Origin of the sequence: Arthrobacter sp. 24S4-2 (assembly GCF_005280255.1) — a bacterium.
Classification (GTDB): Bacteria; Actinomycetota; Actinomycetes; order Actinomycetales; family Micrococcaceae; genus Arthrobacter.
In genome coordinates, this window is sequence record NZ_CP040018.1 from 2287753 (window position 1) to 2312073 (window position 24321).

A 24321-nucleotide genomic window follows, 5' to 3' on the forward strand; every position below is an offset into this window, starting at 1 on the left:
GAATCTGCGGCAACCGAATAACCACTTAGGAAAAAATGCCTGATATGAAATGGGGCGAAGTCCTCAGCCGGTATGACCTGTTCCTTGCCGGGGCCGCGGTTGACATATACATTGCCGTGGCAAGCTTCGTGCTTACTGTCCTCATTGGACTCTGCCTGGCCTCGATGTCCCGCGGAAACAAATTTTCCAAAACGGTTTCCTACATCATCGTCCAAATAGTCCGCGGGGCTCCGTTGTACGTCCTGTTGCTGTGGGTGTACTTCGGTGTTTCACAGCTGGCCGGATTCAATATTCCTGCCGTGGCCGCCGCCATCATTGCCCTGGGGCTTGCAACGTCCGGCGTGACGGCGGAAGTCTTCAGGTCCTCCTTCCTTGCTTTGGACAAAGGGCAGGCCTTGGCAGCGAAATCCTTCGGCATGACCCGGTGGCAGGCCTACACATCCGTGCTCTTCCCTCAGGCCATCCGCATCGCCCTGCCGCAGCTGGGCAACGTCTTTGTCATGCAGCTCAAAGGCGCCACCTACGCCGCCGTGATCGGCGTTGCTGAAGCCGTGTTCGTTGCCCAGGACATCTCAACGGGGCTGTTCCTGCCCTTCGAGGCGTACGGCGCCTTGGCAGTAATCCTCATCCTCATGGCGTTCGCGGCGTCCTTCGCCTTCAACCTCACCGAAAGGAGGCTACGGATCAAATGAGCGACTGGTTCGACAAACTATGGGCCACCTGGGGTCCAGTCCTGGGATCCACCGGAGCGATCTCCGAAGGAATCTACGTCACCCTCGCAGTGACATTCGCATCATTCGGCCTGGCCTGCATCGGTGGACTTATCCTCACCCTCATGCGGCAAAGCGGGCTGCCCTGGCTGGAGAAAACGGCTTTCACGCTGACGCAGGTCTTCCGGTCACTTTCGGCGTACGTGTACATCCTGTTCATTTACTTCGCCCTCCCGGCCTTCACTGGAATCTCCATCCCGCCCATTGCGGCCGGGATCATCGGCCTCACCATCCTGAACAGCGCCTACATCGCAGAGATCCTGCGTTCTGCACTGTCCAGCGTCGGCCCAGGGCAGCGCGAAGCAGCTGCAGTTCTGGGCATGACCACCACCCGCACCTACACCGACATCATCCTGCCGCAAGGCGTGCGCGTTGCCATCCCGTCCCTCGTGAGCCAGCTGACCATCATCCTCAAAGACTCCTCGATCATCGGCGTTATCGGCGTAGCGGACATCATGTACAGGGCTAGCCACACCGCAGCAAAGACATTCCAATACTTCGAGTACTACACCCTGGTCGGACTCATGTACGTAGCCGTGGTCTTTATCTTGACGATCTTCAGTTCATGGGTCGAACGGAAACTGCGCATTCCGTGATACTCATCCGCCGCCAACCAGGTCAGCGGCTGCAGCCTATTGCAGCCGGCGGGCCGGCCACTATTTCAACGAACACCTCACGCCAGGCACACGGCGTTCAACAATCCGGAAGGTTCTCATGCGTTTTCAAGGAAAGGTAGTCCTGATAACAGGAGCTGCCGGCGGTCTGGGTGAAGCTTCCACCCGTAGATTCGCCGCGGAAGGCGCTCAGCTCATCCTCACAGACCTGGACCAGGAGAAGGTTGAAACCCTCGCTGCCAAATGCCGAGCCGAATTCGGGACATCTGTGGTGGCATTGGGCGGCGACATTGCCCAGGAGTCCGTCGTCAACAATGTAGTGGCTGCCGGCCTGTCCGAGTTCGGAAGGATCGACATCCTGTTCAACAACGCCGGTATCAATCCGACGGGAAACGTTGTTGATACGAGCCTTGAAGTGTGGGACCTGACGATGAACATCAATCTTCGTTCAGCGTTCATGATGACGTCCCGCGTTGTGCCTGGAATGGTCAGCGCGGGCGGTGGTGTGATTGTCAATACTGCGTCCGTTGCCTCCTTCAAGGCGTCGACCAACGAAGCCGCTTACAGCGTTTCTAAAGCCGCGCTGCTGCAACTCACCAAAGTGACGGCCCGTGACTTCGCCCACGCGAATATCAGGGCTAACGCAGTTTGTGCCGGCATTCTCGAAAATTTCATGGCCGATCGGAAAGCAATCTCATCGGACGACATGATGGAAAAACGCCGGAACAGAGTGCGGGAGATTGTCCCCTTCAAGCGAGAAGGACGCTATGAGGAGATCGCCAACGTTGTGGCGTTTCTCGCCAGCGATGAGGCCTCCTACATCACCGGAGCAGCGCTGACAGCCGATGGCGGACTCACCGTATGAAAGGGGCCCAAGGCCATGACCGATCCGCTAGTTAGGAATGAGGATGAACTCATGACTGATGAAGACATCGAAGCCGGCGAGTTCACGCCCACATCCATGCAGGAACCGGATCTGCAGCCCGAAGCGAGCGAGGCGAGGACACCCATTATTTCGCTTCGTAACGTCAGGAAAACCTATAACGCAGGGACGCCAAAGGAAGTCACTGTCCTCAAGGGCATCAATCTGGATATCTATCCGGGTGAAGTCGTCGTTTTGGTCGGTCCCAGTGGCTGCGGAAAGAGCACCCTGCTGCGGTCTATGAACCTCATAGCGCCCCCCGACACCGGAAAGATAACTTTCAAGGGCAGCACGTGGTCCAACAGCCAGATTGATTTCTTCGACTTCAAGGCCCGGCGGGCAGAAATGCGGGCCATCGCCAAGTGGCGCATGTCCATGGGGATGGTATTTCAGAGCTTTAATCTGTTCCCGCACAGGACGGTCCTGCAGAATGCAATGATCGGGCCGCTACGGGCTAAGAATACAGACCGGGCGGAGGCCGAAAAGCTCGCACTGGCCGGACTCCGCAAAGTCGGCATGGAGGAAAAGAAGGACTTTTTCCCGAGCAGCCTCTCGGGCGGCCAGAAGCAACGGGTGGCGATCGCGCGAGCCCTTGCAATGCAGCCGGAGGTCATGCTCTTTGACGAAGCCACCTCCGCCCTGGACCCGGAACTGCGGGTCGACATTCTCGAGGAAATGAAGCAGCTCGCCTCCGAGGGAATGACCATGGTGGTCGTAACCCACGAACTGGCGTTCGCCAGGGAAGTAGGCAGCCGGGTGATCTTCATGGAGAACGGCCAAATCGTAGAGGATGGACCGGCCAAGGAAACCATCGACAACGCCACCCATCCCCGTTTTATCGAGTTCCTCCGTGCGCTTCACCACTGACCTCAAGAGCGCATCTGCCTCGATGAACGGAATACACGCCTTAGTACAGGGCGTGACGCAAGCAGGACCCTGTTACGTGAGTAAAGGAAGAACAAATGATCAGTGTTAAGGGCGTATCGAAGTCCTATGGGGACGTAGAGGTCCTGACCGATTGTTCCCTCCAGGTGGAGAAAGGAGAGGTGGTCGTCATCTGCGGCCCCTCAGGTTCGGGAAAGAGCACCTTCATCAAAACCCTCAACGGATTGGAACCGATTAACTCGGGTTCCATCGACATCGCGGGCTTCACGCTGCAGCCGGGGAAAAAGGTTCCCCGGAAGCTCCACTTCAACGTGGGCATGGTCTTCCAGCACTTCGAGCTGTTTCCGCACCTCACAGCTCTGCAGAACGTGGCTCTGCCGCAGCTCAAGGTTCTCCGTCGGAGCAAAGCGGAAGCGATGGAGCGCTCCGCTCAGCTGCTGGCCCGCGTAGGCCTGGAGGCGCACGCAGATAAGTACCCGCAGAGCCTGTCCGGCGGCCAACAGCAACGCGTGGCAATAGCCCGGACCCTGGCTATGGATCCGAAGATCATGCTCTTCGACGAGCCGACCTCTGCACTTGATCCAGAGATGGTCAACGAAGTTCTTGCTGTCATGACTGGCCTGGCAAAGGAGGGTATGACGATGCTCTGCGTTACCCACGAAATGGGGTTTGCCAAACGAGCGGCAGACCGAGTCGTTTTTATGGACCACGGGAGAATCCTTGAAGATCTTCCCGTTGAAGATTTCTTCGCCAACTCGACCACGCAGCGGGCACGGGACTTCCTCTCCAAAATCCTGGTGCTCTAGGGGAGTTGCCACCCTGCTGTTGACCAAAGGGGTTACAAGACGGCATAGTAATCGTATATGATTTCGTACTTGATTTAGGAGACAGCTTTGGAGAAGGTCAATGAGGACACGTTGAGCACGGCACGGAAGGTGATTGCGGTGCATATCAACTACCCCAGCCGGGCAGCCCAGCGCGGCCGCACGCCGGAACAGCCCTCGTACTTCCTGAAGCCCTCCTCCTCGCTGGCCATCGGATCAGCGGAAGTTCCTTCCACGGTGGAGCGTCCTGCCGGCTGTGAACTGCTCGGTTACGAAGGCGAAATCGCCCTGATCATCGGCAAGGCCGCCCGCCGTCTTGGCCTCGAGGACGCCTGGAGCCACGTTGAGTGGGTCACGGCCAGCAACGACCTCGGCGTCTACGACCTCCGGTACGCCGACAAAGGGTCCAACCTCCGGTCCAAGGGCGGCGACGGCTTCACCCCGATCGGCCCGGGCCTGATCGCGGCAGACACGGTGAACCCCGCCGGCCTCCGCATCCGCACCTGGCACAACGGCGACCTGGTCCAGGACGACACCACCGAGGACCTGCTCTTCCCCTTCGCCCGCCTGGTGGCGGACCTTTCGCAGCTGCTGACCCTCGAAGAGGGGGACATCATCCTCACCGGCACCCCGGCCGGCGCGTCGGTGGCCAAGCCAGGCGACGTCGTCGAGGTTGAAGTCAGCACCGGTGAGGTCACCACCGGCCGACTGGTCACCCGGGTAAAAGAAGGCACGACAGCGTTCGCGGACTTTGGTGCCCGCCCCAAGACCGATGACGCACAGCTGCGGGAGGAGGCGTACGGTTCGCGCGAAGCGGTGGGCCTTTCGGCAGACCAGACAGCCGCCGTCGGACCGGTCCTCTCCCAGGAACTGAAAGCCAAACTGGAGAGCGTCTGCACCGCCACCCTGTCCTCCCAGCTGCGCAAGCGCGGCCTTAACAACGTCAGCATCGACGGACTTACCTCCACCCGGCCGGAGAAGCGGATCGTGGGCCTGGCCCGGACGCTGCGGTACGTGCCCAACCGCGAGGACCTTTTCAAGACCCATGGCGGCGGTTTCAATGCCCAGAAGAAGGCCATCGATTCCGTGAACGAGGGCGAGGTCCTGGTGATGGAGGCGCGCGGCGAGAAGGGCACCGGTACCGTGGGTGACATTCTGGCGCTGCGTGCGCAGGTCCGGGGGGCCGCGGCGATTGTTACCGACGGCGGTGTCCGGGATTTCTCAGCGGTTGCCGGCCTGGAGATGCCGACGTATTTCGCCAACCAGCACCCGGCCGTCCTGGGCCGCCGGCACATCCCGTGGGACACGGACATCACCATCGCCTGCGGCGGCACCACCGTCCAACCTGGCGACATCATCGTCGCCGACTCCGACGGCATCCTGGTCATCCCGCCGGCCCTCGCCGACGAAGTGGCGGAGGACTCCATCGCGCAGGAACGCGAGGAAACCTTCATCGCCGAAATGGTGGAACAGGGCTACAGCGTGGACGGCCTCTACCCGCTGAACGCTGACTGGCGGACCAAGTACGAACAATGGGAAACGGACAAAGCCGATGACTGAGACCATCGCCGCGGCGGGAAGCAAGTCCGAACAGGCCTACCAGGCTGTCAAAGCCCGCATCGTGGAGGGCAGCTACACCCCCGGCTACCGGCTGGTCCTGGCTAAGATCGCCGGGGACCTGGGCGTCAGCGTGGTGCCGGTCCGCGAAGCCATCCGCAGGCTGGAGGCCGAAGGCCTGGTGAAGTTCGAGCGAAACGTCGGCGCCACGGTGTCCGGGATCGATCCCACCGAGTACCTCTACACGATGCAGACCCTGAGCATCGTGGAGGGCGCGGCCACCGCACTGTCCGCACCGCTCATTGGAGCAGCTGACATCGCCCGGGCCCGTGCCGTGAATGCGGAAATGCGGGACTGTCTGGAGCATTTTGATCCGGTGCGCTTCACCGAGCTCAACCAGGACTTCCACAGCGTCCTGTTCGAATACTGCCCCAACCCGCACATCCTGGACCTGGTTCACCGCGGCTGGAACCGGCTGGCCTCGCTGCGGTCCTCCACGTTCCGGTTTGTTCCCGGCCGCGCCCATAATTCCGTGGACGAACACGAGGCACTGCTCCGGCTCATTGAAACCGGCGCGGACGCCGACGCCATCGAAAAGGCGGCCCGGCTCCACCGCTCCGCCACACTCGACGCCTACCTGGCACAAAGCAAGCAATAGGACCACAAGTTAGGACCCAATGATGACGACCCCCCTCGAAACCCCGACCAAGCACTTTGTCCCCGAGGACCTGCCCGCGCACATCCAGCACTACATCAACGGCCAGTTCGTGGACTCCGTGGGCGGCAAGACCTTCGACGTCCTGGACCCGGTCTCCAACACCAACTACGCCACCGCCGCGGCCGGGCAGAAGGAAGACATCGACCTCGCCGTCGCCGCCGCCCACGAAGCCTTCACCAACGGGCCGTGGCCACGGATGAAGCCGCGCGAACGCGCCCGCGTCCTGAACCGGATCGCCGACGCCGTCGAGACCCAGGAGGACCGGCTCGCCGAACTGGAAACCTTCGACACCGGCCTGCCCATCACCCAGGCCAAGGGCCAGGCCATCCGCGCAGCCGAAAACTTCCGGTTCTTCGCAGACCTGATCGTCGCCCAGTTCGACGACGCCATGAAGGTCCCCGGCTCACAGATCAACTACGTGAACCGCAAACCGATCGGCGTCGCCGGCCTCATCACCCCGTGGAACACCCCGTTCATGCTCGAGTCCTGGAAGCTCGCCCCGGCCCTGGCCACCGGCAACACCGTGGTCCTCAAGCCCGCCGAATTCACCCCGCTCTCCGCATCGCTGTGGGCCACGATCTTCAAGGAAGCCGGGCTGCCCGACGGCGTGTTCAACCTGGTCAACGGCCTCGGCGAGGAAGCCGGCGACGCCCTGGTCAAGCACCCGGACGTCCCGCTGATCTCCTTCACCGGCGAAACCACCACCGGCCAGACGATCTTCCGCAACGCAGCCACCAACCTCAAGGGCCTGTCCATGGAACTCGGCGGCAAATCACCCTGCGTGGTGTTCGCCGACGCCGACCTCGACGCCGCGATCGACTCCGCCCTGTTCGGGGTCTTCTCCCTCAACGGCGAACGCTGCACCGCCGGCTCCCGCATCCTTGTCGAACGCGCCATCTATGACGAGTTCTGCGAAAAGTACGCCGCCCGCGCCAAAAACATCGTCGTCGGGGACCCGCACGACCCCAAAACCCAGGTCGGTGCCCTGGTCCACCCGGAACACTTCGCGAAGGTGGCGTCCTACGTGGAGATCGGCAAATCGGAAGGCCGCCTGCTGGCCGGCGGCGGCCGCCCCGAGCACCTCCCCGAAGGCAACTACATCGCACCCACCGTTTTCGCCGACGTCGCCCCCGAGGCCCGGATCTTCCAGGAGGAAATCTTCGGCCCCGTCGTCGCCATCACTCCGTTCGAGAACGACGACGAGGCCCTCGCCTTGGCGAACAACACCAAGTACGGCCTGGCGGCCTACATCTGGACCCAGAACCTGACCCGCGCGCACAACTTCTCCCAGAACGTCGAAGCCGGCATGGTGTGGCTGAACAGCCACAACGTCCGCGACCTGCGCACCCCTTTCGGCGGCGTCAAAGCCTCAGGCCTCGGGCACGAGGGCGGCTACCGCTCCATCGACTTCTACACCGACCAGCAGGCCGTGCACATCACGCTCGGAACCGTGCACACCCCCAAATTCGGCGCCTGACAGCGCAGCCCGGCCCTTTCAAAGAAGAGAGAATTCCATGACCAATTTTGTCCCCACCCCCACCCTCCAGGCACCGGACATTGTCCGCTGCGCCTACATGGAAATCGTGGTCACCGACCTCGCCAAATCCCGCGCGTTCTACGTGGACCTCCTGGGCCTGCACGTCACCGAGGAAGACGAGAACAACATCTACCTGCGCTCCCTGGAGGAGTTCATCCACCACAACCTGGTGCTCCGCAAGGGACCCGTCGCCGCCGTCGCCGCCTTCGCCTACCGTGTGAAGTCCCCCGCCGAGGTGGACGCCGCCGAGGCCTACTACAAGGAACTCGGCTGCCGCACCGAACGCCGCAAGGAAGGCTTCACCAAGGGCATCGGCGACTCCGTCCGCGTCGAGGACCCGCTGGGCTTCCCCTACGAGTTCTTCTACGAGGTGGACCACGTGGAGCGCCTCACCCAGCGCTACGACCTCTACTCCGCCGGTGAACTGGTCCGCCTGGACCACTTCAACCAGGTCACCCCCGACGTCCCCCGCGGCCGCAAGTACCTGGAGGACCTCGGCTTCCGCGTCTCCGAAGACATTCAGGATTCCGACGGCGTCACGTACGCCGTGTGGATGCACCGTAAGCAGACGGTCCACGACACGGCGCTGACCGGCGGGGATGGCCCGCGCATGCACCACGTCGCCTTCGCCACCCATGAGAAGCACAACATCATCCAGATCTGCGACAAGATGGGTGCCCTGCGCATCAGTGACCGCATTGAGCGCGGCCCGGGCCGGCACGGCGTCTCCAATGCGTTCTACCTTTACATCCTGGATCCGGATGGCCACCGGATCGAGATCTACACCCAGGACTACTACACGGGTGACCCGGACAACCCCACCGTCACCTGGGATGTCCACGACAACCAGCGCCGCGACTGGTGGGGGAACCCGGTGGTGCCGTCCTGGTACACCGAGGCCTCCCTGGTCCTGGACCTGGACGGAAACCCGCAGCCCGTCGTCGCGCGTGAAGAGAAGAGCGAAATGGCGGTAACTGTGGGCGCCGACGGCTTCTCCTACACCCGCGAGCCGGGCGAGGAAGTCGGTTTCAAGCTCGGGGCGCAGCTCTAGCCATGCTGGACGAAACGACGATCGAGGCAATAGCCGACGAGCTCCTCGAAGCCGCCCGGACCCGCACGCCGGTGCCACGCCTGACGGCCCGCTACCCGGAGATGACGGTGGAGGACTCCTACGCGGTGCAGCAACTGTGGCGGCGCCGAAACGAGGAAGCCGGACGCACGCTGGTGGGGCGCAAGATCGGCCTGACGTCCAAGGCCATGCAGGCGGCCACCGGCATCACAGAACCGGACTACGGCGCCATCTTTGATGACATGGTGCTGGACACCGGCTGCTCTGTGGAGTGGGAAAAGTACACGCACCCCCGGGTGGAGGTGGAGCTGGCGTTTGTCCTGAAAAGCGCGCTGAAAGGCCCGGGCTGCACCATATTCGATGTCCTCAACGCCACCGACTATGTGGTTCCGGCCCTCGAAATCCTGGATTCCAGGATCGAAATGGAGGGCCGGACCATCGTGGACACCATCGCGGACAACGCCGCGATGGGTGCCATGGTGGTGGGCGGCCGCCCGGTGAAGCCCGACGCCGTCGACCTCCGGTGGGTCTCCGCGATCCTGTACAAGAACCAGACAGTGGAGGAAACCGGCGTCGCCGCGGGGGTCCTGGACCACCCCGCCAACGGCGTCCACTGGCTGGCCAACAAGGTCGCCGCCCACGGCGACGGGATGAAGGCCGGGACATCATCCTCGCCGGCTCGTTCACCCGGCCGGTGTGGGTCTACAAGGGCGACACCGTGCACGCCGACTACGGACCCTTGGGAGCAGTGACATGCCATTTCGAGTAGAACCGGACACCACGTTCCGGGACGCCCTGACCGCGGCGGACCGGCCGCTGGCAGGGATGTGGGTGTGTTCCGGCAGCCCGCTGGTCGCTGAACTGTGTGCCGGGTCCGGCCTGGACTGGCTCCTGATCGACGCCGAACACAGCCCCAACGGCCTCGAATCCATCCTGGCCCAGCTCCAGGCGATTCATGGCTATCCCGTTCACACCCTGGTCCGCCCGCCGGTGAACAACACCGTGCTGATCAAGCAGTACCTGGACCTCGGCGTGCAAAACCTGCTGATCCCCATGGTCAACACGGCGGCGGAAACGGAGGCTGCGGTGGCAGCCACCCGCTACCCTCCCCATGGCGTCCGCGGCGTGGGCTCCGCCCTCGCCCGCGCCTCGCGCTGGAACAGGATCCCGGACTACCTCGCCCGGGCCGGCCAAACCATCAGCGTCACCGTGCAGATCGAATCCACCACCGCCGTGGAAGCCGTGGAAGAGATCCTCGCCGTGGACGGTGTGGACGCCATCTTCCTCGGACCGTCGGACCTCGCCGCGTCCATGGGAGTGCTGGGACAGCAGGAACACCCCGACGTCCGCGCCGCCGTCGAACACTGCCTCAAAGCAGCCGCGACGGCGGGCAAACCCGCAGGTGTCAACGCCTTCAACCCCGAGACCGCGCGCGTCTACATCGCCTCCAGGGCCTCGTTTCTCCTGGTGGGCGCCGACGTCGCACTCCTCGCCCGCGGCTCCGAAGCCCTCGCCGCCGACTTCGTCCAGCCTTCCAGTGCCCCGACGGTTGAGCCCGTCGAAGCCCCCGCCAGCTACTGACCGAAGAGCCAGTCCACAGACAGTCCGCGCCTAGACCGGACGACGCGACTTCAAAAGAGTTGCCCACGAGCGTTGAAGGAGCCAAATGCAACCCAGGAAAGCCAAACAGGAGCCTGACCTCGATCTGCCACGTACCTTTCCTTCATCGCGATGGGAGTCCCTCTTTATCGGGGACCGCGTGGAGGTCTGGACCGCCGGGCGTAAGGCATTCTTCGGTTCCGTGAGTGACCGGAGCGAAGATGGCCAGATCCTTTGGCTCACCGAAGACGGTACGGGCAGCCGCCGGCTGTTCCTTCGAAGCGACGATGTAGCCGTCTACAGAGACGAATGACCTTTCGCCCCTGCAGGTACGGCGCGGCGATAGCCGGAGTCTACGCCCGGCCCTTTCAAAAATGCGGAACATATTTCATTATTGAAGGATCTCCTATAGGATTTCCAATAGCATTATCGTAGACATGAGAATGACAGCAGTGGCTGCTGTCCGAGGAGTTGAGAGGGAGCGAACGACCTTGGAATCTTTTCTGCCCACGAGGCCAGCCCGTCTTTGCCCGATCACACCAGCAACTACCGAAAGATCATCACCATGAGCAGGCCTACATATGACCTAGCGGTGGTTGGTTCCGGCGGGGCCGGCCTCGTTGCAGCGTGCGCGGCAGCTGACCGTGGTCTTTCGGTGATCGTCCTGGAATCAACAGATTTCCTTGGCGGGACGACCGCCTTGTCGGGTGGCCAGATGTGGATTCCCTGCTCGCCGGCAATGATCCGTGCGGGTTTCAGTGATTCTTCGGACGCAGCAATGGCGTACCTTCAACGGGTGACGCTCGGGCTATCCCCAGCGGCCAACCTGCGCTCTTTCGTGGAAAATGCACCCAATTTCATCACATACCTCGAAGAAGAGCTCAACATACCCGTCGTTAATATTGACCGCCCCGACTATCACCCGGAATGGGCGGGCACAGCGATGGGCCGCACTGTTGAACCCCTTCCCGTTTCAACTCAGGATCTCGGCCTCTGGAAGCAACGAACACGTACGTCGCCCACCAGGCGGCCCGTCACCGGGCCCGAGAGCCGCACTGGGATAGACAACGCTCTCGTGGCGGAGCGGGAAGCGTTCGACGTGCGCACCCAGGGATCCGGACTCATTGCGGGTCTCGTCAGCGCGGCCTTGCGGCGCGGCGTTGAACTGCGAGTCCGCGCCCGAGTCACGTCCGTTAGCCGGTCGGCCGGCCCCTTCGTGCTTGACACCGAGGAAGGGGAAATCGGGGCCCAAAACGTCGTCCTCGCCTCCGGTGGTTTTGCCCGCAGCGCCGATCTTCGCAAAGACTTCCTCCCGCCCGTGGAGATTGTTCCGACGGCCGCTCCCGGGTCGCTGGGAGACAGCCTCCGGCTGGGCATAGCGATGGGAGGCAGGTTGCGTGGAATGAGCGAAGCCTGGTGGACTGCCGCCGCATCGATCGAGGGAGAGACTGTCGACGGCGTACCCCTCCACAGGAATGTTGTCCGGGAACTCGCCTACCCAGGATCGATTCTGGTGAACGCGGCTGGCGTCCGCTTCGTGAATGAGGCAAGCTCCTACAACGATCTGGGCAAGTCGTTCTACACATTTGACGCTGCGGGCCACAGGTTCCCCAACCAACCCGCGTGGCTCATTTTCGACGCGAACTTCAGGAGCACCCGACCGGTAGCAGGCATCGGGCCCTCGGCGCCGGCACCGAAGGAGTTCATCGAGGCGGACGATCTGTCGTCCCTTGCCCGGAAGTGCGGCATCCACGCTGCGGCCCTGCACCTGACCGTCGCAGAGAACAACAACTCAGCCCAAACCGGAGCCGACAGGAGGTTCAGCCGCGGCGCAAACGCGCACGACCGGTTCAACGGGGACGAATCGCATCAACCCAACCCATGCCTGGGCCCCATTACTGAACCGCCGTTCTTTGCAGTGCCCATCACCCTGGGCGCAAACGGCACCAAAGGGGGTCTGGTCACGGATGAATTTTCCCGTGTACTTGACCACGGCGGCGAACCGATCCCTGGCCTCTTCGCAGTAGGCGAATCCGCAGCCGCCCTCATGGGCCCAGGCTATGCCGGATCCGGTGCCTCTCTCGGCCCGGCGCTGACATCCGCATTCACTCTGGCAGACAAGCTTTCACCCCTCAGCACCACCACCCGCCATGGCGGCAACCCCAGCTCGACAAACCGTCAGGCCAGTGTTTCCTGAACGGTCATGTCAACAGAAAGGAAGCCACCAGTGGCCACCCAAAACATTAACCAGCCTCACTTGCAAAAAGGGCCCGGTCGAGGACGCTGCGGAATCGATGCACATCCCACTCACGCACGGTGACGTGGACGGATAGGCCAACGGAAGGGGCAGGACAATGAACAGCACCGCAGACACGGCCTTCGGACGCCCGAGCGTCAATGAAGTCGTAGTGCTCGGCTCTGCCGGGGGCCCGACACCCAAGCCTGGCCGGCGCCCGGTCTCGCATGCCCTCATCATCGATGACGAGGTGACGCTCATTGACTGTGGAAACGGCACGGTCAGTCAGTTTGTCACGGCAGGGCTGGACCTGGGCCGGCTCAGACGGATTCTCATCACGCACCATCACATCGACCATGTGGCTGATGTCGCCATGTTGCTGCACTTGGCTTGGTCTCAGTTGGATACGGTTATCCAGGTCATCGGCCCACCGCCCCTTGCAAGACTTTTCGAGTTGCATTACGAGGCTTTCGAATTCGACATCCGCTCCCGGATGGATGATGAAGGACGGAAGCATCTGCGGGAGTTCGTCGAGGTCATCGAAATCGAGGCGGATGCGACTATTCAACTCGGTAACGCAGTGATATCCGCGGTTTTGGTTGATCACCAACCCGTGCCTTATGCCTTCGGCTACAGGATCGACCAGTCGGGCCTGAGCGTGTGCTTCTCAGGGGACACCCGGCCCACCAATTTTCTGGCCGGGCTCGCTCAGGGCGCAGACTTGCTCATCCACGAAACCACGTATCTGACCAACGCTGCGGACTATCTCAGCCCTGCACGGGCGGCCCGCGTACTACCCCGCATGAGGGCAGTCCACAGCGACCCAACGGGGGCCGCTCATATCGCGGCCTCTGCTGAGGCGAAAGCCCTTCTCCTCAGCCCTGTCGGCACTTTCGGACCGGCTTCCGACGAGGAAATCCTGGCCGAAGCCGGCGTCGAATTTCCCGGAAAGACCTGGGTTGGCAGCGACTTCCTCCGAGTCCCACTTCCCATCAAAGGAGAGATCTAACGTTATGACCACGTACAACACCGGCGGCGAAGCTGTCGTCAATAGCCTTAAGGCGAACGGCCTGACCACCATTTTCGGCTTACCCGGCGTACAGAACGACTGGCTCTATAACGCCTTTTATGATGCAGGTAAAGACATCCGTGTGATCCACACCCGTCATGAGCAGGGCGCCGCATACATGGCACTTGGTCACACCATGGCAACGGGCAAGCCAAGTGTCTGCAATGTTGTGCCAGGGCCGGGTGCGCTTAACGCCGGGGCGGCGCTTGCCACCGCGTACGGACTGAACGCAAAGATGCTCTTCCTCACCGGTCAGGTCCCGCAGAAGATGATTGGCCGGGAAATGGGAACGCTGCATGAAGTCCCGGACCAGCCTGGGCTCCTTCGTTCCCTCACCAAGCACTACGACAGGGTCACCCATCCTGCAGAAGCAGGAAGGAAAATCGCGGATGCCATCCGCGCCCTGAATACCGGACGGCCCCGTCCGGCTGCGATCGAGGTTCCGATGGACGTGCTGGAGCATCGTGCTCCGGTCCCCGACCGGTTCCCCGTCGCTGACGGTCCCCAAGACGTCATCGACGAAGAAGGAAATGAGAAAGCCCTATCAATCCTGGCCAACGCCAAGAACCCCATGATCTTTGTCGCCAACGGTGCGCAGGATGTCTCAGCTGAAGTTACCCGGCTTGCCGAAATTCTTCAGGCACCCGTAGTTGGGTACCGCACAGGACGCGGCATCGTGGACAGCCGACATCCCCTAAGCTGCTTCCTGCCCGAGGCCAAGCCCCTGTGGGCCGAGACCGATGTCCTCATCGCTCTGGGAGGCAGCGCACGTTCGGCTCTCCAGGGCTGGGGGAGAGGTGCGCGCAAGCTGATCCGAATCGACGTCGACCAGACGGTTCACGGCCGCTATGGCCAGCCCGACGCCGCCATCACGGGGCGCCTTGAATCACACCTCCCGGTCCTCATCGAAGGACTCGAGAAGCGAGGCGTCCAGAATGCCGACATCACCGAGCAAATGACCCTGGTCCACAAAGACTGGAAGGAACGCAGCGCCGTACTGGACCAGCAGACCGCCTATCTCGCCGTCATCCGCGAGGCGCTCGGCATCGACGGCATCTTCGTCGATGAACTCACCCAAGTCGGCTTTGCCAGCCGCATCCTGCTGCCCGTCTACAAACCACGGACTTTCATCTCCACCGGCTACATGGGCACGCTCGGCTACGGCTTCCCTACCGCCCTTGGAGCCAAGGTGGCAAAACCAGACACACGCGTGCTTTCGGTGACCGGCGACGGTGGTTTCATGTTCGCCGCAACGGAGTTGGCTACTGCAGTCCAGCACAATATCGGGCTGGTCACGGTCCTGTTTAACAATTCGCAGTATGGCAACGTCCAGCAGATGCAGCGTGACCTCTACGGTGGAAAGGTGATAGCCACTGACCTGGTGAACCCAAACTTTGAGCAGTTCGTCACCTCCTTCGGAGCCTCCTACGGAAGGGCCACATCGCCCCAGGAGCTGGCCCCGGTACTCGAAAACGCCTTCCGCTCCGGCAAGCCCAGCGTGGTGGAGGTTGTAGTCGGCGACATGATCAGCGTGGACCAGTTCCGGTGACAGGAAAACCGGTGACAGGCAAACTCAAGAGTCCCCCGGTTCCGTACCTTCAGGAACTGTGGAGCAGAATCCGAGGGCTTCGCTGCATCGTCGTCGTTGGCCTTCCCGGTACTGGGAAGAGCCTCCTCGTTCGCGAGATCGCAGCAGCAGCCGGCGCAGACGGCCGCCCCAGCGCCGTCATGCAATGGGACGTCTCGCGGGAATCCTGGGACAGTCACCCCTCCGCGGCCGCCACATATCCGGAAATTGACGGCGTCACCCATGAGGGCATCCGGACGGCGATGGGCATTTGGGTCCGGGAAGCAGTAGCAGACTGGTATTCCCAGCACGCCGATGGGGACGATTTGCTCATCGTTGAAGCCCCGCACATCGGCGGGAGGTTCTCAGAACTCGCCCACGTCGTTGACGATGCGGCCGAACCATCCCTGCGGGGGGCGGGCACGCTATTCGTTCTGGTGGCCCCTACTAAGGCCCTTCAGCTGACGCTGAAAAGCCAGCGCGCCGCGGACATGGAGAGCCATGGGGAGGGCTCGTACGAAAGTAACAACGCCTCGCCGGATCTCCTGGATGAACTCACTGACTCGTTGCGTGGACCAGCCCAGGAACTCCGGATAGCGAGCATCTCCTCCACCGGATACGATCCGGAGCTGTACGCAGAACTGATGCAACATGTTCTGCGGCACAGGAACGTTCTCCTCGTGCGCCCCGACCGGCTCATGGAGGTTACTGGATCCGTCTACTCATTGGGGGACCAGTCCAGCAGGCTCTGGGCAACAGAAGAACAGGTCCAGCGGTCCTTGGACGTTGTTGAATCCATGTCGCAGAGGGAACTGGCCCAACATACGAACGACTGGTTCCGCTCGTAGGCGTTGGCTACAGGCAGCAGGTCCTACGGCCTCGGGGAGTGGACAGCTCGAAGTTTGGCAGTGACCACCAAGGTTCAGCGAACGAAAAGGCGGGCCGGCCCCTCGGGGGCCGGCCCGCCTTTTCGTGAAGTGCAATCCGTTAGGCTGCGCTGCGGGTGCTCAGTTTCTCCTGGACACGGCGTACCAGGACCAAGGTGTGTTCGCGGCTTATCTCTTCGAGGTTTGCGTCGGCTTCGCCGTTCTCGATGGCGTCGATGATCCGTATATGGAAGCCAATGGTTTCCTTACCCGCAGACAGTCCCAAGGTCTGAATGATGATGCCGCGTTCGCGGGCGAAGACCAAGCTGCTGACGGTATCGGTCCACTGGGAGAGCCGCTGAAGTTCCTGGATCAGGAGAACATTGGGGCAGCGATTATGAATCATCTCGTGAAACTGCCGGTTCAGCGTTGTCCACGCCTCAAAATCAAACTCCTCCAAGGCTCCCATCAGCTTACCGTTGGTCTCCCGCAGGGCCGAGATCTCCTCACCGGACAGCAGGGGGGCTGCGGCGCGGGTCGCGTAGGCCTCCATGACGGCTTTCATCTCCATGAGATTGAACCAATGCGTCTTATCAAGCTGAACGATGGAAGGTCCTGAGTTCGTCCCGTATTCAACCAGTCCTTCGGCTTCCAGCCGGCGAAGTGCCTCCCTGATGGGGGCCTGGCTGACGCCGATGTCCTTGACCAGGTTGTCGATGATCAGACGCTGGCCGGCTGCGTACTGAGAGCCCACGATGCGTGTCCGCAATATTTCATGGGCAAAGTCGACCTTGGACTGGACAGCTGTCATGTTTCCCTCTCGGAGCAGCTTTATGGACGAAATCAAGGCTCAAGGTTTGTCCGTTTCCGCACCAGCAACCTAGCAGCCTACAAAGCGTATAGCTAATCCTATGCGATATCCTTCGTTTGGGAGCGCCGATCAGCTGAAATTCCCCTCACACCCCGCTGGTCAGACCTTTCGCTACGACTCGTTCCAAGGCTGCAATCGTAGCGTTCACCTGTTCCGGGGTTCCCACGGTGATCCGAACGCTTGCAGGATCACCCATGGCGTTGCCGGGACGTACGATGATGCCCTCCGCCTCAAGTGCTTTGGTGAATGCCTTCGCGTCACCTACGCGGACGTAGACGAAATTCGCGTGCGAGACTAATGGCTCAAATCCGAGGCTGCGGAGGCCTTCGGTTAGTTCGCTGCGTCCATGCTCGTTCAGCCCGACGCGGCGTTCGAGCTCTTCGTGCTCCCGCAGGCTTGCCAAGGCCGCAGCCTGGGCGACGTTGGACACTTCGTAGTTGCTCTGCACCTTTTGGACAGCTCCGATAATCTCTGGGGAGCCCACCAGGTACGCGACGCGCAGGCCAGCTAGGCCGTAAGCCTTGGAGAAGGTCCGCAGCGTGACCAGGTTACGGCGCTTGAAGTCCCTTTCGGCGATGGTGTCCGCGTACTCCGGGGATTTGGCGTACTCGAAGTAGGCCTCGTCCACGACAATGGTTACGTGCTCTGGGACGGCCGCAATAAAGCTGAGCAGCTCTTCCCTGCTGACAATGCCGCCCGTGGGATTGTTCGGGTTGCATACGTAGACAATGCGCGTTGTCTCGTCGATAAGACCCAGCATGGTCATCAGATCGTAGCTCCCGTCCTTGCGGACAGGTGTGCTGAGCGTTGTCGCACCCTGCTTTCGGGCGTCAAGGGCATATGCGTGGAAAGTCGGTGTGGAAACAACGATGTTTGTGCCCTCATCCAGAAGCGCCACCGAGAGATGGTGGATCAGTCCGATCCCACCGGCGCCAACGGCAACCTCTGCGATATCGACCCCAAGCATGTCAGCCAGTTCTGCGCGAAGAGTGCGGAAACCTGACTCGGGATACAAGTTGGCCCGCCCCACCTGTTCGAAGGCAGCCTTGGCAGCTGAGGGGAATGGGCCGTACGGGCCTTCGTTCGCAGCAAGGCCCAGTAGTTCGAGCACTGCACCCTCGCTCGCTGCGTCGCGGACGCTCCTGCCGGCGCTGTAGGGCGGGAGCCCGTCGATCGCTGCCCGAATCTTCGGGCCCGAACCGGTTTCTGAAATAGCGGTGTGCATATTTACCAATCCTTAGTTCTCCTATAGACTTTCCTATACGATTCTATACACGCTGAGGAAAAAGGACAATGGCTGAAATCGCAGAGTTGAACCGCATCTTTGCCGGGGGGCGCTGGACTCCCGCCACCGGCGCAGACATCATGCATGTGTATAACCCGGCGGACGGCAGCCGCATCGGCCGAGTCACGGCTGCCAGTGTCCAGGATGTGGAGCTCGCAAGCCTGGCGGCCTTGGAGGCATTCGCGGGCTGGCGTGACACCGCGGTGAGCGAAAGGGCTGCCATCGTCGCGCGCATCGCTGACGGCCTCGCTGCTCGCGCAGTAGATCTTGCCGACGGAATCACGCTGGAAGTGGGCACACCCCGACACAAATGTGTCCGAATGCAGGTCACTCCTGCAGTCGAAACGTTCAAGAGCGCGGCAAGGCTCGGACCTAAAGTCCTGGTCGAGGAACAACTGGACGCTACACGGATCCGCAAGGTGCCGGTCGGCGTGGTCGCCTGCATCACACCCTGGAACTACCCGCTCTATCAGATAGCCTCAAAGGTCGCCGCTGCACTCATGGCCGGCTGCACCATAGTCCTTAAACCAAGCGAAGTGGCACCAACCAACGCAGCTATCCTCGCAGACGTCGCCTCAGCAGCGGGTCTGCCGCCAGGAGTCTTCAACGTCGTCTTCGGGAACGGGCCCACCACAGGAGAGGCTCTCATAAGCCACCCGGCAATTGACTTCGTTTCCTTTACGGGATCCACCCGCGCCGGCGCCAGAATCGCCGCCATAGCCGGCCAGCACATCAAACAGGTATCCCTGGAACTGGGCGGAAAGTCAGCCAGCCTCGTACTCCCCGGGGTAGACCTTCAGCTGGCGGTAAGCAAAACCCTCGAGAAAAGTTTTCAGAACTCAGGGCAGACCTGCGCCGCTCTGACCCGACTCCTCGTTCCATCAGACGCCCTCGCACAGGTGTCCGCATTACTGAAAACTCAGGTTGCTTCCTTCCCCGTGGGCAATCCCTCGGAAGCGAGCACGGTACTTGGCCCTGTCGCAACGGCGGACCAGCGGGACAAAGTGCTTAGCCTGACAGCCGCTGCCCGCAAATCCGGCGCTGAACTCCTTGCGTCTGGTCCAGTCTTCGGCGACCCCTCGGGCTTCTATGTCCCGGCGGAGGCGTACCTCACCGACGCCGACGGTGGACTCGCCCAGGAAGAAGTGTTCGGGCCGGTCCTGGCCGTAGTGCCATACAGCGACATCGACGAAGCGGTCGACATGGCAAACAATTCCCCTTACGGACTCAGCGGCGCGGTATGGGGACAAGACCGCGAGGAAGCGGGTAAGGTCGCCGCACGAATCCGAACCGGGAGCGTATCCATCAATGGGGCGGCAACACATCCCGACGCGCCCTTCGGGGGGTTCCGGATGTCAGGTTTTGGCAGGGAACGGGGTGCCCATGGCATCGAAGAATTCCTCACGACTCAGTCAATCCACTTCTAAACATCCCCAGGCAGGCCAAACGGTTGAGGAGAACCCATTGAAAAACAACCGAACCAGATCGGGCCCTTACGTTCCAACTCGCGACGACGTTGGGTGTGACGACGATTGCCAGTTCTGCAGCGGCCCCGAAACAGACTAACCAAGCAAAAACACCAACTACCCAATTGACAGCAATGAAAGGACTCTAATGGGACGACTTCTCGATAGTCCGTGGCCCATCGTAGTCATTGCGATAGTGACGCTCCTGCTCTTTGCTGCGCCTAAGCTTCCGGCTATGGCCCGCAGCCTTGCACAGTCTGCGCGAATAATAAGGTCCGAGGCCAAGGAGGCAAAGGACGACGGAAAATCTGGGCCGCCCGACGTCCCCGATGCGACTTCAGTCGCTGAGCCTGGCAACCCTCAGCCGCAAACCGGAGCTGGCCATCCACCCGAGAACGGCAATGCCAGTCCTCCCCTAGGAGCGCGGGTCAGTAGTCGGCCGGGTTCTTAAAACGCCGTGTGAATTGCCGGGGTGCGGGAGGGGTGGCTGGAAGAATCGGGAGTATGAATTCCGGTTCCCAGGATGGCCTTTTTGATGAAGCTCTCGTGGAGCGGGTGGAGCGTTTTGATGACGGGATCGTTGAGGCCGGTGCTGGTGTGAAGAAGCGGTTCAAATCCTTTGAGCCGGACGCGGTGATGCTGGTCCCGCCGTCGCTGGATGAGTGGTTGCCGGGCAATCATCTGGCCCGGTTCATCGCTGATCTGGTGTCCCGGGAGCTGGATCTGTCCCGGTTCTACGGCTCGTATGGGAAGACGAAGGGCCAGCCGCCGTATGATCCGCGGTTGATGGTCCGGGTCCTGCTTTACGGTTACTGCGTCGGGGTGCGTTCCTCCCGGGAGTTGGAGCGGGCGTGCGTGGACGTGGTCGCGTTCCGTTGGCTGGCCGGGCAGCAGGCACCGGATTTCCGGTCCATCGGCCGGTTCCGCAAACGCCATCTCGCGGCGTTGGGGAACGTGTTCCTGCAGGCGCTGGAACTCTGCCGGGCCGCGGGCATGGTCTCGTTGGGCCGGGTTGCCCTGGACGGGACGAAGGTGCGGGCCAACGCGTCCCGGCGAAAGGCGATGAGCTACGGACGGCTGACCGAAAAACAGAGGATCCTCGCCGCGGAGGTCTCGGACATGCTCGCCGACGCCGAGGCCGTGGACAGGGAGGAGGATGCCCGGTTCGGGGCGGATACGCGCGGCGATGAGCTCCCGCCGGACCTGGCCGACCGGCAATCGCGGCTGGCGAAGATGGCCGCGGCCCGCAAACAGCTCGAAGAGGACGCGGCAGCCAAAGCACGCAAAGAGGCGGAGCAGAAAGCCCGGGACCGCGGCGATGACGACGGGGCGGCTGCGGCCAAGGGTGAGGAAGCCGCGGCCAAAGCGGAGGTCAGACCGAGGGCCCAGCGCAATTTCACGGACCCCGACTCCCGGATCATGAAGACCGCAGACGGCTCGTACCACTATTGCTACAACGCCCAGGCCGTGGTCGACGCGGACCATCAGGTCATCGTCGCCACCGATCTGAACAACACCGCGGTGGACGTGCAGCAACTGGTCCCGATGACCGAACGCACCGCCGAAACCCTGGGCCGGATGGCCGCCCAATGGACCATTGATGCCGGATATTGTTCAGCAGCCAACCTCGAACACGTGAAGGAAATCGAGGCCGCCGGCGGGACCGAGTTCTTCATCGCGACCGGCCGGCTCAAACACGGCGAAAAGGTTCCCGAGACGCCCCGGGGCAGGATCCCGGCCACCGCCACACTCCGGGAACGGATGGCGAGGAAACTCAAAACCAAGAAGGGCCGGGCCGTTTACGCGCGGCGCAAGGCGATCATCGAACCGGTCTTCGGGCAAATCCACACCCGCCAGGGCAAACACGTACTCCTGCGCGGCCTCGAACAGGCCAAACACGAGTGGGAACTGATGGCAGGCTGTCACAACCTGCTGAAATTGTTCACTTTCAAAGCCAAAGCCGGTCTCAACGCCCCGGCCGGAGCCTGACCCACGGGCCAAGGCGGCCACGGCTGCCCGGCCCGCGGCCGCTGCCAATCCTCGAAGGAGGCCCACCACCGCCGCGGACAGCCCGGCCATCAAGATGGCAACGTGTCACCGGTCAGTAGACAGGACCACTCCTGGATGACGGAAACCACTACCGCCCACGCTCCTAGACGTACAACTAGCAAACGCAGACTCGAGGCGAGGCTAGCGTTCCTGGCATCGTCGGACGAAGGCGGGCGGCACCGACAGGAGGTCGCCAATCGAGATCCGACGATGACAGGCGCGGTTATCACAGACTGCATTTCTGCCTCCGGAACCGGGACGCATCCACACAGACGATGGTTCCATGCCCGAAGAGAACAAGCCGTCTCCGCGCTTCCTGACCATCGATCAGGTAGCGACGGCGCTGCACATCGGCCACCCCTTGGTACGCGGTCTGGTGGGCGAGCGGCGAACTGCGTGGCTTTCAGTTGGGCGGAACGTATGGCGGACTGGCGCCAGCGACGTCGAGGACTACACCTCCATGGTGCACCGTCTCACTGCTGAACGGTTGGCAGCCGGTGACCTCCCGGACTGAAGTCCTGAGCCGATTCCGTCCCCTAGCCCTGGCACCTGCATAATCATCCCATGTCAATATCCTGTGCCTTCTGCGGCTCCACGCAGCCGCTGACCCGTGAGCATGTTTTTGGCCAGTGGGTGAGCAAGATTGGTCTTGACCTCCGCCTCGCCAGCCACCACGCGGGTGCGTTGAATGGCTTGCCTCGGGACATGGGGGAGCAGCCTCCCTATCGGCTGCAGGTGAAGAACTTCTGTGCACCCTGCAACAACGGGTGGATGAGCCAGCTGGAAAAGGCCGCCCAGCGTGTTCTCACTCCATTTATCCTCGGTAAGCCTGGAACGATTGGGGTCGAAGACCAGGCAGTGATAGCCATGTGGGCGCAGAAGACCGCCCTCACGGCGATGCTTGTATCCAGTGAGAAGCAGCGCGATGAGGGATACGGCCTGGCGCCATCCGAGTACACCGCTTTGTACGAACAGCGGGAACGGATGCAGCCCCTTGATGCCAGCCGGATTTGGGTCGGCAAGTACGCAGGGACAGATGGTTTTTCCGGCGTGCGGGTGACACCGCTGGTCGTACGTGTGCCGTGGAGCCCGGAACCAGATGTACCGCAAGGGTATGCTCTCACAATCGTGCTCGGTCAGCTTGTCATTCAGGGGCTACGGTTCACGTCGCCGGCTTTGGAAGTGGATGTGACGACCCAGCTGCAGATGCCGCAACTATGGCCAAGCAGCGCGGCGCTGCAATGGCCGGGCGGACAACCCTGCACTGAAGAATCGTTCCTCCGTTTCGCCGACGGGAAGATGATCAGATCTACGGTCGAACATTTGGAGTTACATCCATGGCGTCCAGCGGTTGATGTGCCGCAGAGCATTCTCGTGGAGGACCAGGTTAGGGTCCCCGCGATGTGTAAGAAACACGTCGTCTCCTATCCGGCAGCCTTGCTCAGGGAGGCGATGCGGGGAAGATTCTACGCATTCCTAAGGGAATGCGAATGTGGGGTCACTGGGGTGTGTCAAGGATGTGAGACAGCCGGTTAGTTTCTTTTTGGGTTAGGCGGCCGCAGGTAGCGGCTGGTTTTTGGTCTTGAAGTTGGCCATTGCTGTTGCCGGCGGCAGCCCATCATTGTTGGTGTGGGGCCGCCAGCGGTTGTAGAACACTTCGATGTAGCGCATGGTCGCCCGGCGGGCGTCCTGCCGGGTGGCGAAGCTGTGGTGGTGGTAGAACTCGTTCTTCAGGGATGAGAACGCCGACTCGGCGACGGCATTGTCCCAGCACACCCCGGTGGCCCCCATGGACTGACGCACAGCGTTTCCGGTGCACCAAGCGCCCATTTCCCGGGAGGTGTATTGGGTGCCGCGGTCGCTGTGGAAAATGGCATCCGGGGCCAGGTGTCCTCGGTCCCGGGCCATCGCCAGCGCGCCCGTGACAAGGGAGGCGCGCATGTGATCGGCCATCGCCCAGCCAACGACCATGCGGGTGCACAGGTCGATGACGGTGGCCAGATACAGCCAGCCCTCGCCGGTACGCAGGTAGGTAATATCCCCGACGAGCTTCGTGCCGGGAGTATCTGAGGTGAAGTTCCGGCCGATGAGATCGGCAAAAACCTTGTCCGGGTCCGAGGGGATGGTCGTGCGTTTGAAGGCGCGCATCCGCTTGGCCGCCCAGCCGTTATCCGCCATGATGGCAGCGACCGTCCCCACGGAAATCTCCACACCCGTGGCGGCGAGTTTGGTGTGGACCATGCGATGGCCGAAGATCCCGTCGGAGGAATCGAACATCGCCTTGACCAGTCCGGTCAGCTCACGGTGCCGGGCAGCCGTCGGTGATTCTTCGTGGTCCAGCCACCGGTAATACGAGGCCCGCGGGACGCCCAGCCGGGCGCACATCCAGGTGACAGGGAATTCGGCGTTCTTCTCCT

Annotated in this window: 20 protein-coding genes and 3 pseudogenes; 20 read left to right on the forward strand and 3 right to left on the reverse strand. The window is 61.9% G+C overall.

What is annotated here, in order from left to right; genetic code table 11:
- The first annotated feature begins 35 nt into the window (after window positions 1-35).
- The 15 genes and pseudogenes from FCN77_RS10410 to FCN77_RS10485 all read left to right on the forward strand — a co-directional run bounded on the left by FCN77_RS10410 (window position 36) and on the right by FCN77_RS10485 (window position 16215).
- Window positions 36-692, forward strand: coding sequence for an amino acid ABC transporter permease (locus FCN77_RS10410; RefSeq protein ID WP_137322215.1), 657 nt, complete (start codon window positions 36-38; stop codon window positions 690-692).
- On the forward strand, window positions 689-1366 hold the full coding sequence (locus FCN77_RS10415; protein ID WP_137322216.1) for an amino acid ABC transporter permease: 678 nt from the start codon (window positions 689-691) through the stop codon (window positions 1364-1366). The genes FCN77_RS10410 and FCN77_RS10415 overlap by 4 nt, the downstream gene beginning before the upstream one ends.
- 118 nt (window positions 1367-1484) lie before the next feature.
- Entirely contained in the window at window positions 1485-2249 is a 765-nt protein-coding gene (locus tag FCN77_RS10420; RefSeq protein WP_137322217.1) for an SDR family NAD(P)-dependent oxidoreductase, read from the forward strand.
- Between the two features lie 15 nt (window positions 2250-2264).
- Window positions 2265-3173 carry an amino acid ABC transporter ATP-binding protein gene (locus FCN77_RS10425; protein WP_254678932.1) on the forward strand — a complete coding sequence of 303 codons (909 nt, stop codon included), beginning with the start codon at window positions 2265-2267 and terminating at the stop codon, window positions 3171-3173.
- Window positions 3174-3268: 95 nt separating this feature from the next.
- Window positions 3269-3997 (forward strand): amino acid ABC transporter ATP-binding protein, encoded by a 729-nt coding sequence (locus tag FCN77_RS10430; protein ID WP_137322218.1) that lies wholly within the window; start codon window positions 3269-3271, stop codon window positions 3995-3997.
- A gap of 87 nt (window positions 3998-4084) precedes the next feature.
- Entirely contained in the window at window positions 4085-5575 is a 1491-nt protein-coding gene (locus FCN77_RS10435) for a fumarylacetoacetate hydrolase family protein (protein WP_137322219.1), read from the forward strand.
- Complete coding sequence (locus FCN77_RS10440) at window positions 5568-6230, forward strand: GntR family transcriptional regulator (protein WP_137322220.1); 663 nt, start codon at window positions 5568-5570, stop codon at window positions 6228-6230. The genes FCN77_RS10435 and FCN77_RS10440 overlap by 8 nt, the downstream gene beginning before the upstream one ends.
- Window positions 6231-6252: 22 nt before the next feature.
- Complete coding sequence (gene hpaE / locus FCN77_RS10445; protein WP_137324725.1) at window positions 6253-7767, forward strand: 5-carboxymethyl-2-hydroxymuconate semialdehyde dehydrogenase; 1515 nt, start codon at window positions 6253-6255, stop codon at window positions 7765-7767.
- 37 nt (window positions 7768-7804) lie between these two features.
- Window positions 7805-8878 carry a 3,4-dihydroxyphenylacetate 2,3-dioxygenase gene (hpaD, locus tag FCN77_RS10450; RefSeq protein WP_137322221.1) on the forward strand — a complete coding sequence of 358 codons (1074 nt, stop codon included), beginning with the start codon at window positions 7805-7807 and terminating at the stop codon, window positions 8876-8878.
- A gap of 2 nt (window positions 8879-8880) precedes the next feature.
- Window positions 8881-9665, forward strand: a pseudogene (hpaH, locus tag FCN77_RS10455) (2-oxo-hept-4-ene-1,7-dioate hydratase).
- Window positions 9650-10477, forward strand: coding sequence for an HpcH/HpaI aldolase/citrate lyase family protein (locus tag FCN77_RS10460; protein WP_175417211.1), 828 nt, complete (start codon window positions 9650-9652; stop codon window positions 10475-10477). The pseudogene hpaH and the gene FCN77_RS10460 overlap by 16 nt, the downstream one beginning before the upstream one ends.
- Window positions 10478-11060: 583 nt before the next feature.
- Window positions 11061-12692, forward strand: a complete 1632-nt coding sequence (locus FCN77_RS10470; protein ID WP_137322222.1) for an FAD-dependent oxidoreductase — start codon at window positions 11061-11063, stop codon at window positions 12690-12692.
- Between the two features lie 157 nt (window positions 12693-12849).
- On the forward strand, window positions 12850-13740 hold the full coding sequence (locus FCN77_RS10475) for an MBL fold metallo-hydrolase (protein WP_137322223.1): 891 nt from the start codon (window positions 12850-12852) through the stop codon (window positions 13738-13740).
- A gap of 4 nt (window positions 13741-13744) precedes the next feature.
- On the forward strand, window positions 13745-15349 hold the full coding sequence (locus FCN77_RS10480; RefSeq protein WP_137322224.1) for a thiamine pyrophosphate-dependent enzyme: 1605 nt from the start codon (window positions 13745-13747) through the stop codon (window positions 15347-15349).
- An 11-nt stretch (window positions 15350-15360) separates the two neighbouring features.
- Complete coding sequence (locus FCN77_RS10485; protein WP_137322225.1) at window positions 15361-16215, forward strand: ATP-binding protein; 855 nt, start codon at window positions 15361-15363, stop codon at window positions 16213-16215.
- Between the two features lie 139 nt (window positions 16216-16354).
- Here FCN77_RS10485 and FCN77_RS10490 read toward each other — a convergent pair whose 3' ends face one another.
- Window positions 16355-17044 carry a GntR family transcriptional regulator gene (locus FCN77_RS10490; protein ID WP_137322226.1) on the reverse strand — a complete coding sequence of 230 codons (690 nt, stop codon included), beginning with the start codon at window positions 17042-17044 and terminating at the stop codon, window positions 16355-16357.
- A 145-nt stretch (window positions 17045-17189) separates the two neighbouring features.
- Window positions 17190-18329: a histidinol-phosphate transaminase gene (hisC, locus tag FCN77_RS10495; RefSeq protein ID WP_137322227.1), complete on the reverse strand. Its 1140-nt coding sequence runs from the start codon at window positions 18327-18329 to the stop codon at window positions 17190-17192.
- Window positions 18330-18397: 68 nt separating this feature from the next.
- Between hisC and FCN77_RS10500 the strand changes: the two genes are divergently transcribed.
- The 5 genes and pseudogenes from FCN77_RS10500 to FCN77_RS10520 all read left to right on the forward strand — a co-directional run bounded on the left by FCN77_RS10500 (window position 18398) and on the right by FCN77_RS10520 (window position 23440).
- Complete coding sequence (locus tag FCN77_RS10500; RefSeq protein WP_137322228.1) at window positions 18398-19816, forward strand: aldehyde dehydrogenase family protein; 1419 nt, start codon at window positions 18398-18400, stop codon at window positions 19814-19816.
- A gap of 187 nt (window positions 19817-20003) precedes the next feature.
- Window positions 20004-20171: pseudogene (locus FCN77_RS27660) on the forward strand (twin-arginine translocase TatA/TatE family subunit); the annotation flags it as partial.
- A gap of 188 nt (window positions 20172-20359) precedes the next feature.
- Window positions 20360-21844 (forward strand): IS1182 family transposase, encoded by a 1485-nt coding sequence (locus tag FCN77_RS10510; protein WP_137322230.1) that lies wholly within the window; start codon window positions 20360-20362, stop codon window positions 21842-21844.
- Between the two features lie 343 nt (window positions 21845-22187).
- The gene (locus FCN77_RS10515) at window positions 22188-22418 is read left to right on the forward strand and encodes a DNA-binding protein (protein WP_137322231.1); all 231 of its coding nucleotides are present in this window, start codon (window positions 22188-22190) and stop codon (window positions 22416-22418) included.
- Between the two features lie 257 nt (window positions 22419-22675).
- Window positions 22676-23440 carry a hypothetical protein gene (locus FCN77_RS10520; RefSeq protein ID WP_217496261.1) on the forward strand — a complete coding sequence of 255 codons (765 nt, stop codon included), beginning with the start codon at window positions 22676-22678 and terminating at the stop codon, window positions 23438-23440.
- Between the two features lie 12 nt (window positions 23441-23452).
- On the opposite strand, the pseudogene FCN77_RS10525 reads toward FCN77_RS10520, so the two are convergent.
- Window positions 23453-24304: pseudogene (locus FCN77_RS10525) on the reverse strand (IS3 family transposase); the annotation flags it as partial.
- Window positions 24305-24321 lie beyond the last annotated feature (17 nt).

Bases quoted from the DNA above. Each gene is read 5' to 3' on its own strand.
- FCN77_RS10420 (WP_137322217.1), top strand. From the start codon at position 1,485: ATGCGTTTTCAAGGAAAGGTAGTCCTGATAACAGGAGCTGCCGGCGGT.
- FCN77_RS10415 (WP_137322216.1), top strand. From the start codon at position 689: ATGAGCGACTGGTTCGACAAACTATGGGCCACCTGGGGTCCAGTCCTG.
- FCN77_RS10425 (WP_254678932.1), top strand. From the start codon at position 2,265: ATGACCGATCCGCTAGTTAGGAATGAGGATGAACTCATGACTGATGAA.
- FCN77_RS10430 (WP_137322218.1), top strand. From the start codon at position 3,269: ATGATCAGTGTTAAGGGCGTATCGAAGTCCTATGGGGACGTAGAGGTC.
- hpaE (WP_137324725.1), top strand. From the start codon at position 6,253: ATGACGACCCCCCTCGAAACCCCGACCAAGCACTTTGTCCCCGAGGAC.
- FCN77_RS10490 (WP_137322226.1), bottom strand. From the start codon at position 17,044: ATGACAGCTGTCCAGTCCAAGGTCGACTTTGCCCATGAAATATTGCGG.
- hpaD (WP_137322221.1), top strand. From the start codon at position 7,805: ATGACCAATTTTGTCCCCACCCCCACCCTCCAGGCACCGGACATTGTC.
- FCN77_RS10515 (WP_137322231.1), top strand. From the start codon at position 22,188: ATGCCCGAAGAGAACAAGCCGTCTCCGCGCTTCCTGACCATCGATCAG.
- FCN77_RS10510 (WP_137322230.1), top strand. From the start codon at position 20,360: ATGAATTCCGGTTCCCAGGATGGCCTTTTTGATGAAGCTCTCGTGGAG.
- hisC (WP_137322227.1), bottom strand. From the start codon at position 18,329: ATGCACACCGCTATTTCAGAAACCGGTTCGGGCCCGAAGATTCGGGCA.
- FCN77_RS10410 (WP_137322215.1), top strand. From the start codon at position 36: ATGCCTGATATGAAATGGGGCGAAGTCCTCAGCCGGTATGACCTGTTC.
- FCN77_RS10460 (WP_175417211.1), top strand. From the start codon at position 9,650: ATGCCATTTCGAGTAGAACCGGACACCACGTTCCGGGACGCCCTGACC.
- FCN77_RS10480 (WP_137322224.1), top strand. From the start codon at position 13,745: ATGACCACGTACAACACCGGCGGCGAAGCTGTCGTCAATAGCCTTAAG.
- FCN77_RS10500 (WP_137322228.1), top strand. From the start codon at position 18,398: ATGGCTGAAATCGCAGAGTTGAACCGCATCTTTGCCGGGGGGCGCTGG.
- FCN77_RS10520 (WP_217496261.1), top strand. From the start codon at position 22,676: ATGAGCCAGCTGGAAAAGGCCGCCCAGCGTGTTCTCACTCCATTTATC.
- FCN77_RS10470 (WP_137322222.1), top strand. From the start codon at position 11,061: ATGAGCAGGCCTACATATGACCTAGCGGTGGTTGGTTCCGGCGGGGCC.
- FCN77_RS10475 (WP_137322223.1), top strand. From the start codon at position 12,850: ATGAACAGCACCGCAGACACGGCCTTCGGACGCCCGAGCGTCAATGAA.
- FCN77_RS10440 (WP_137322220.1), top strand. From the start codon at position 5,568: ATGACTGAGACCATCGCCGCGGCGGGAAGCAAGTCCGAACAGGCCTAC.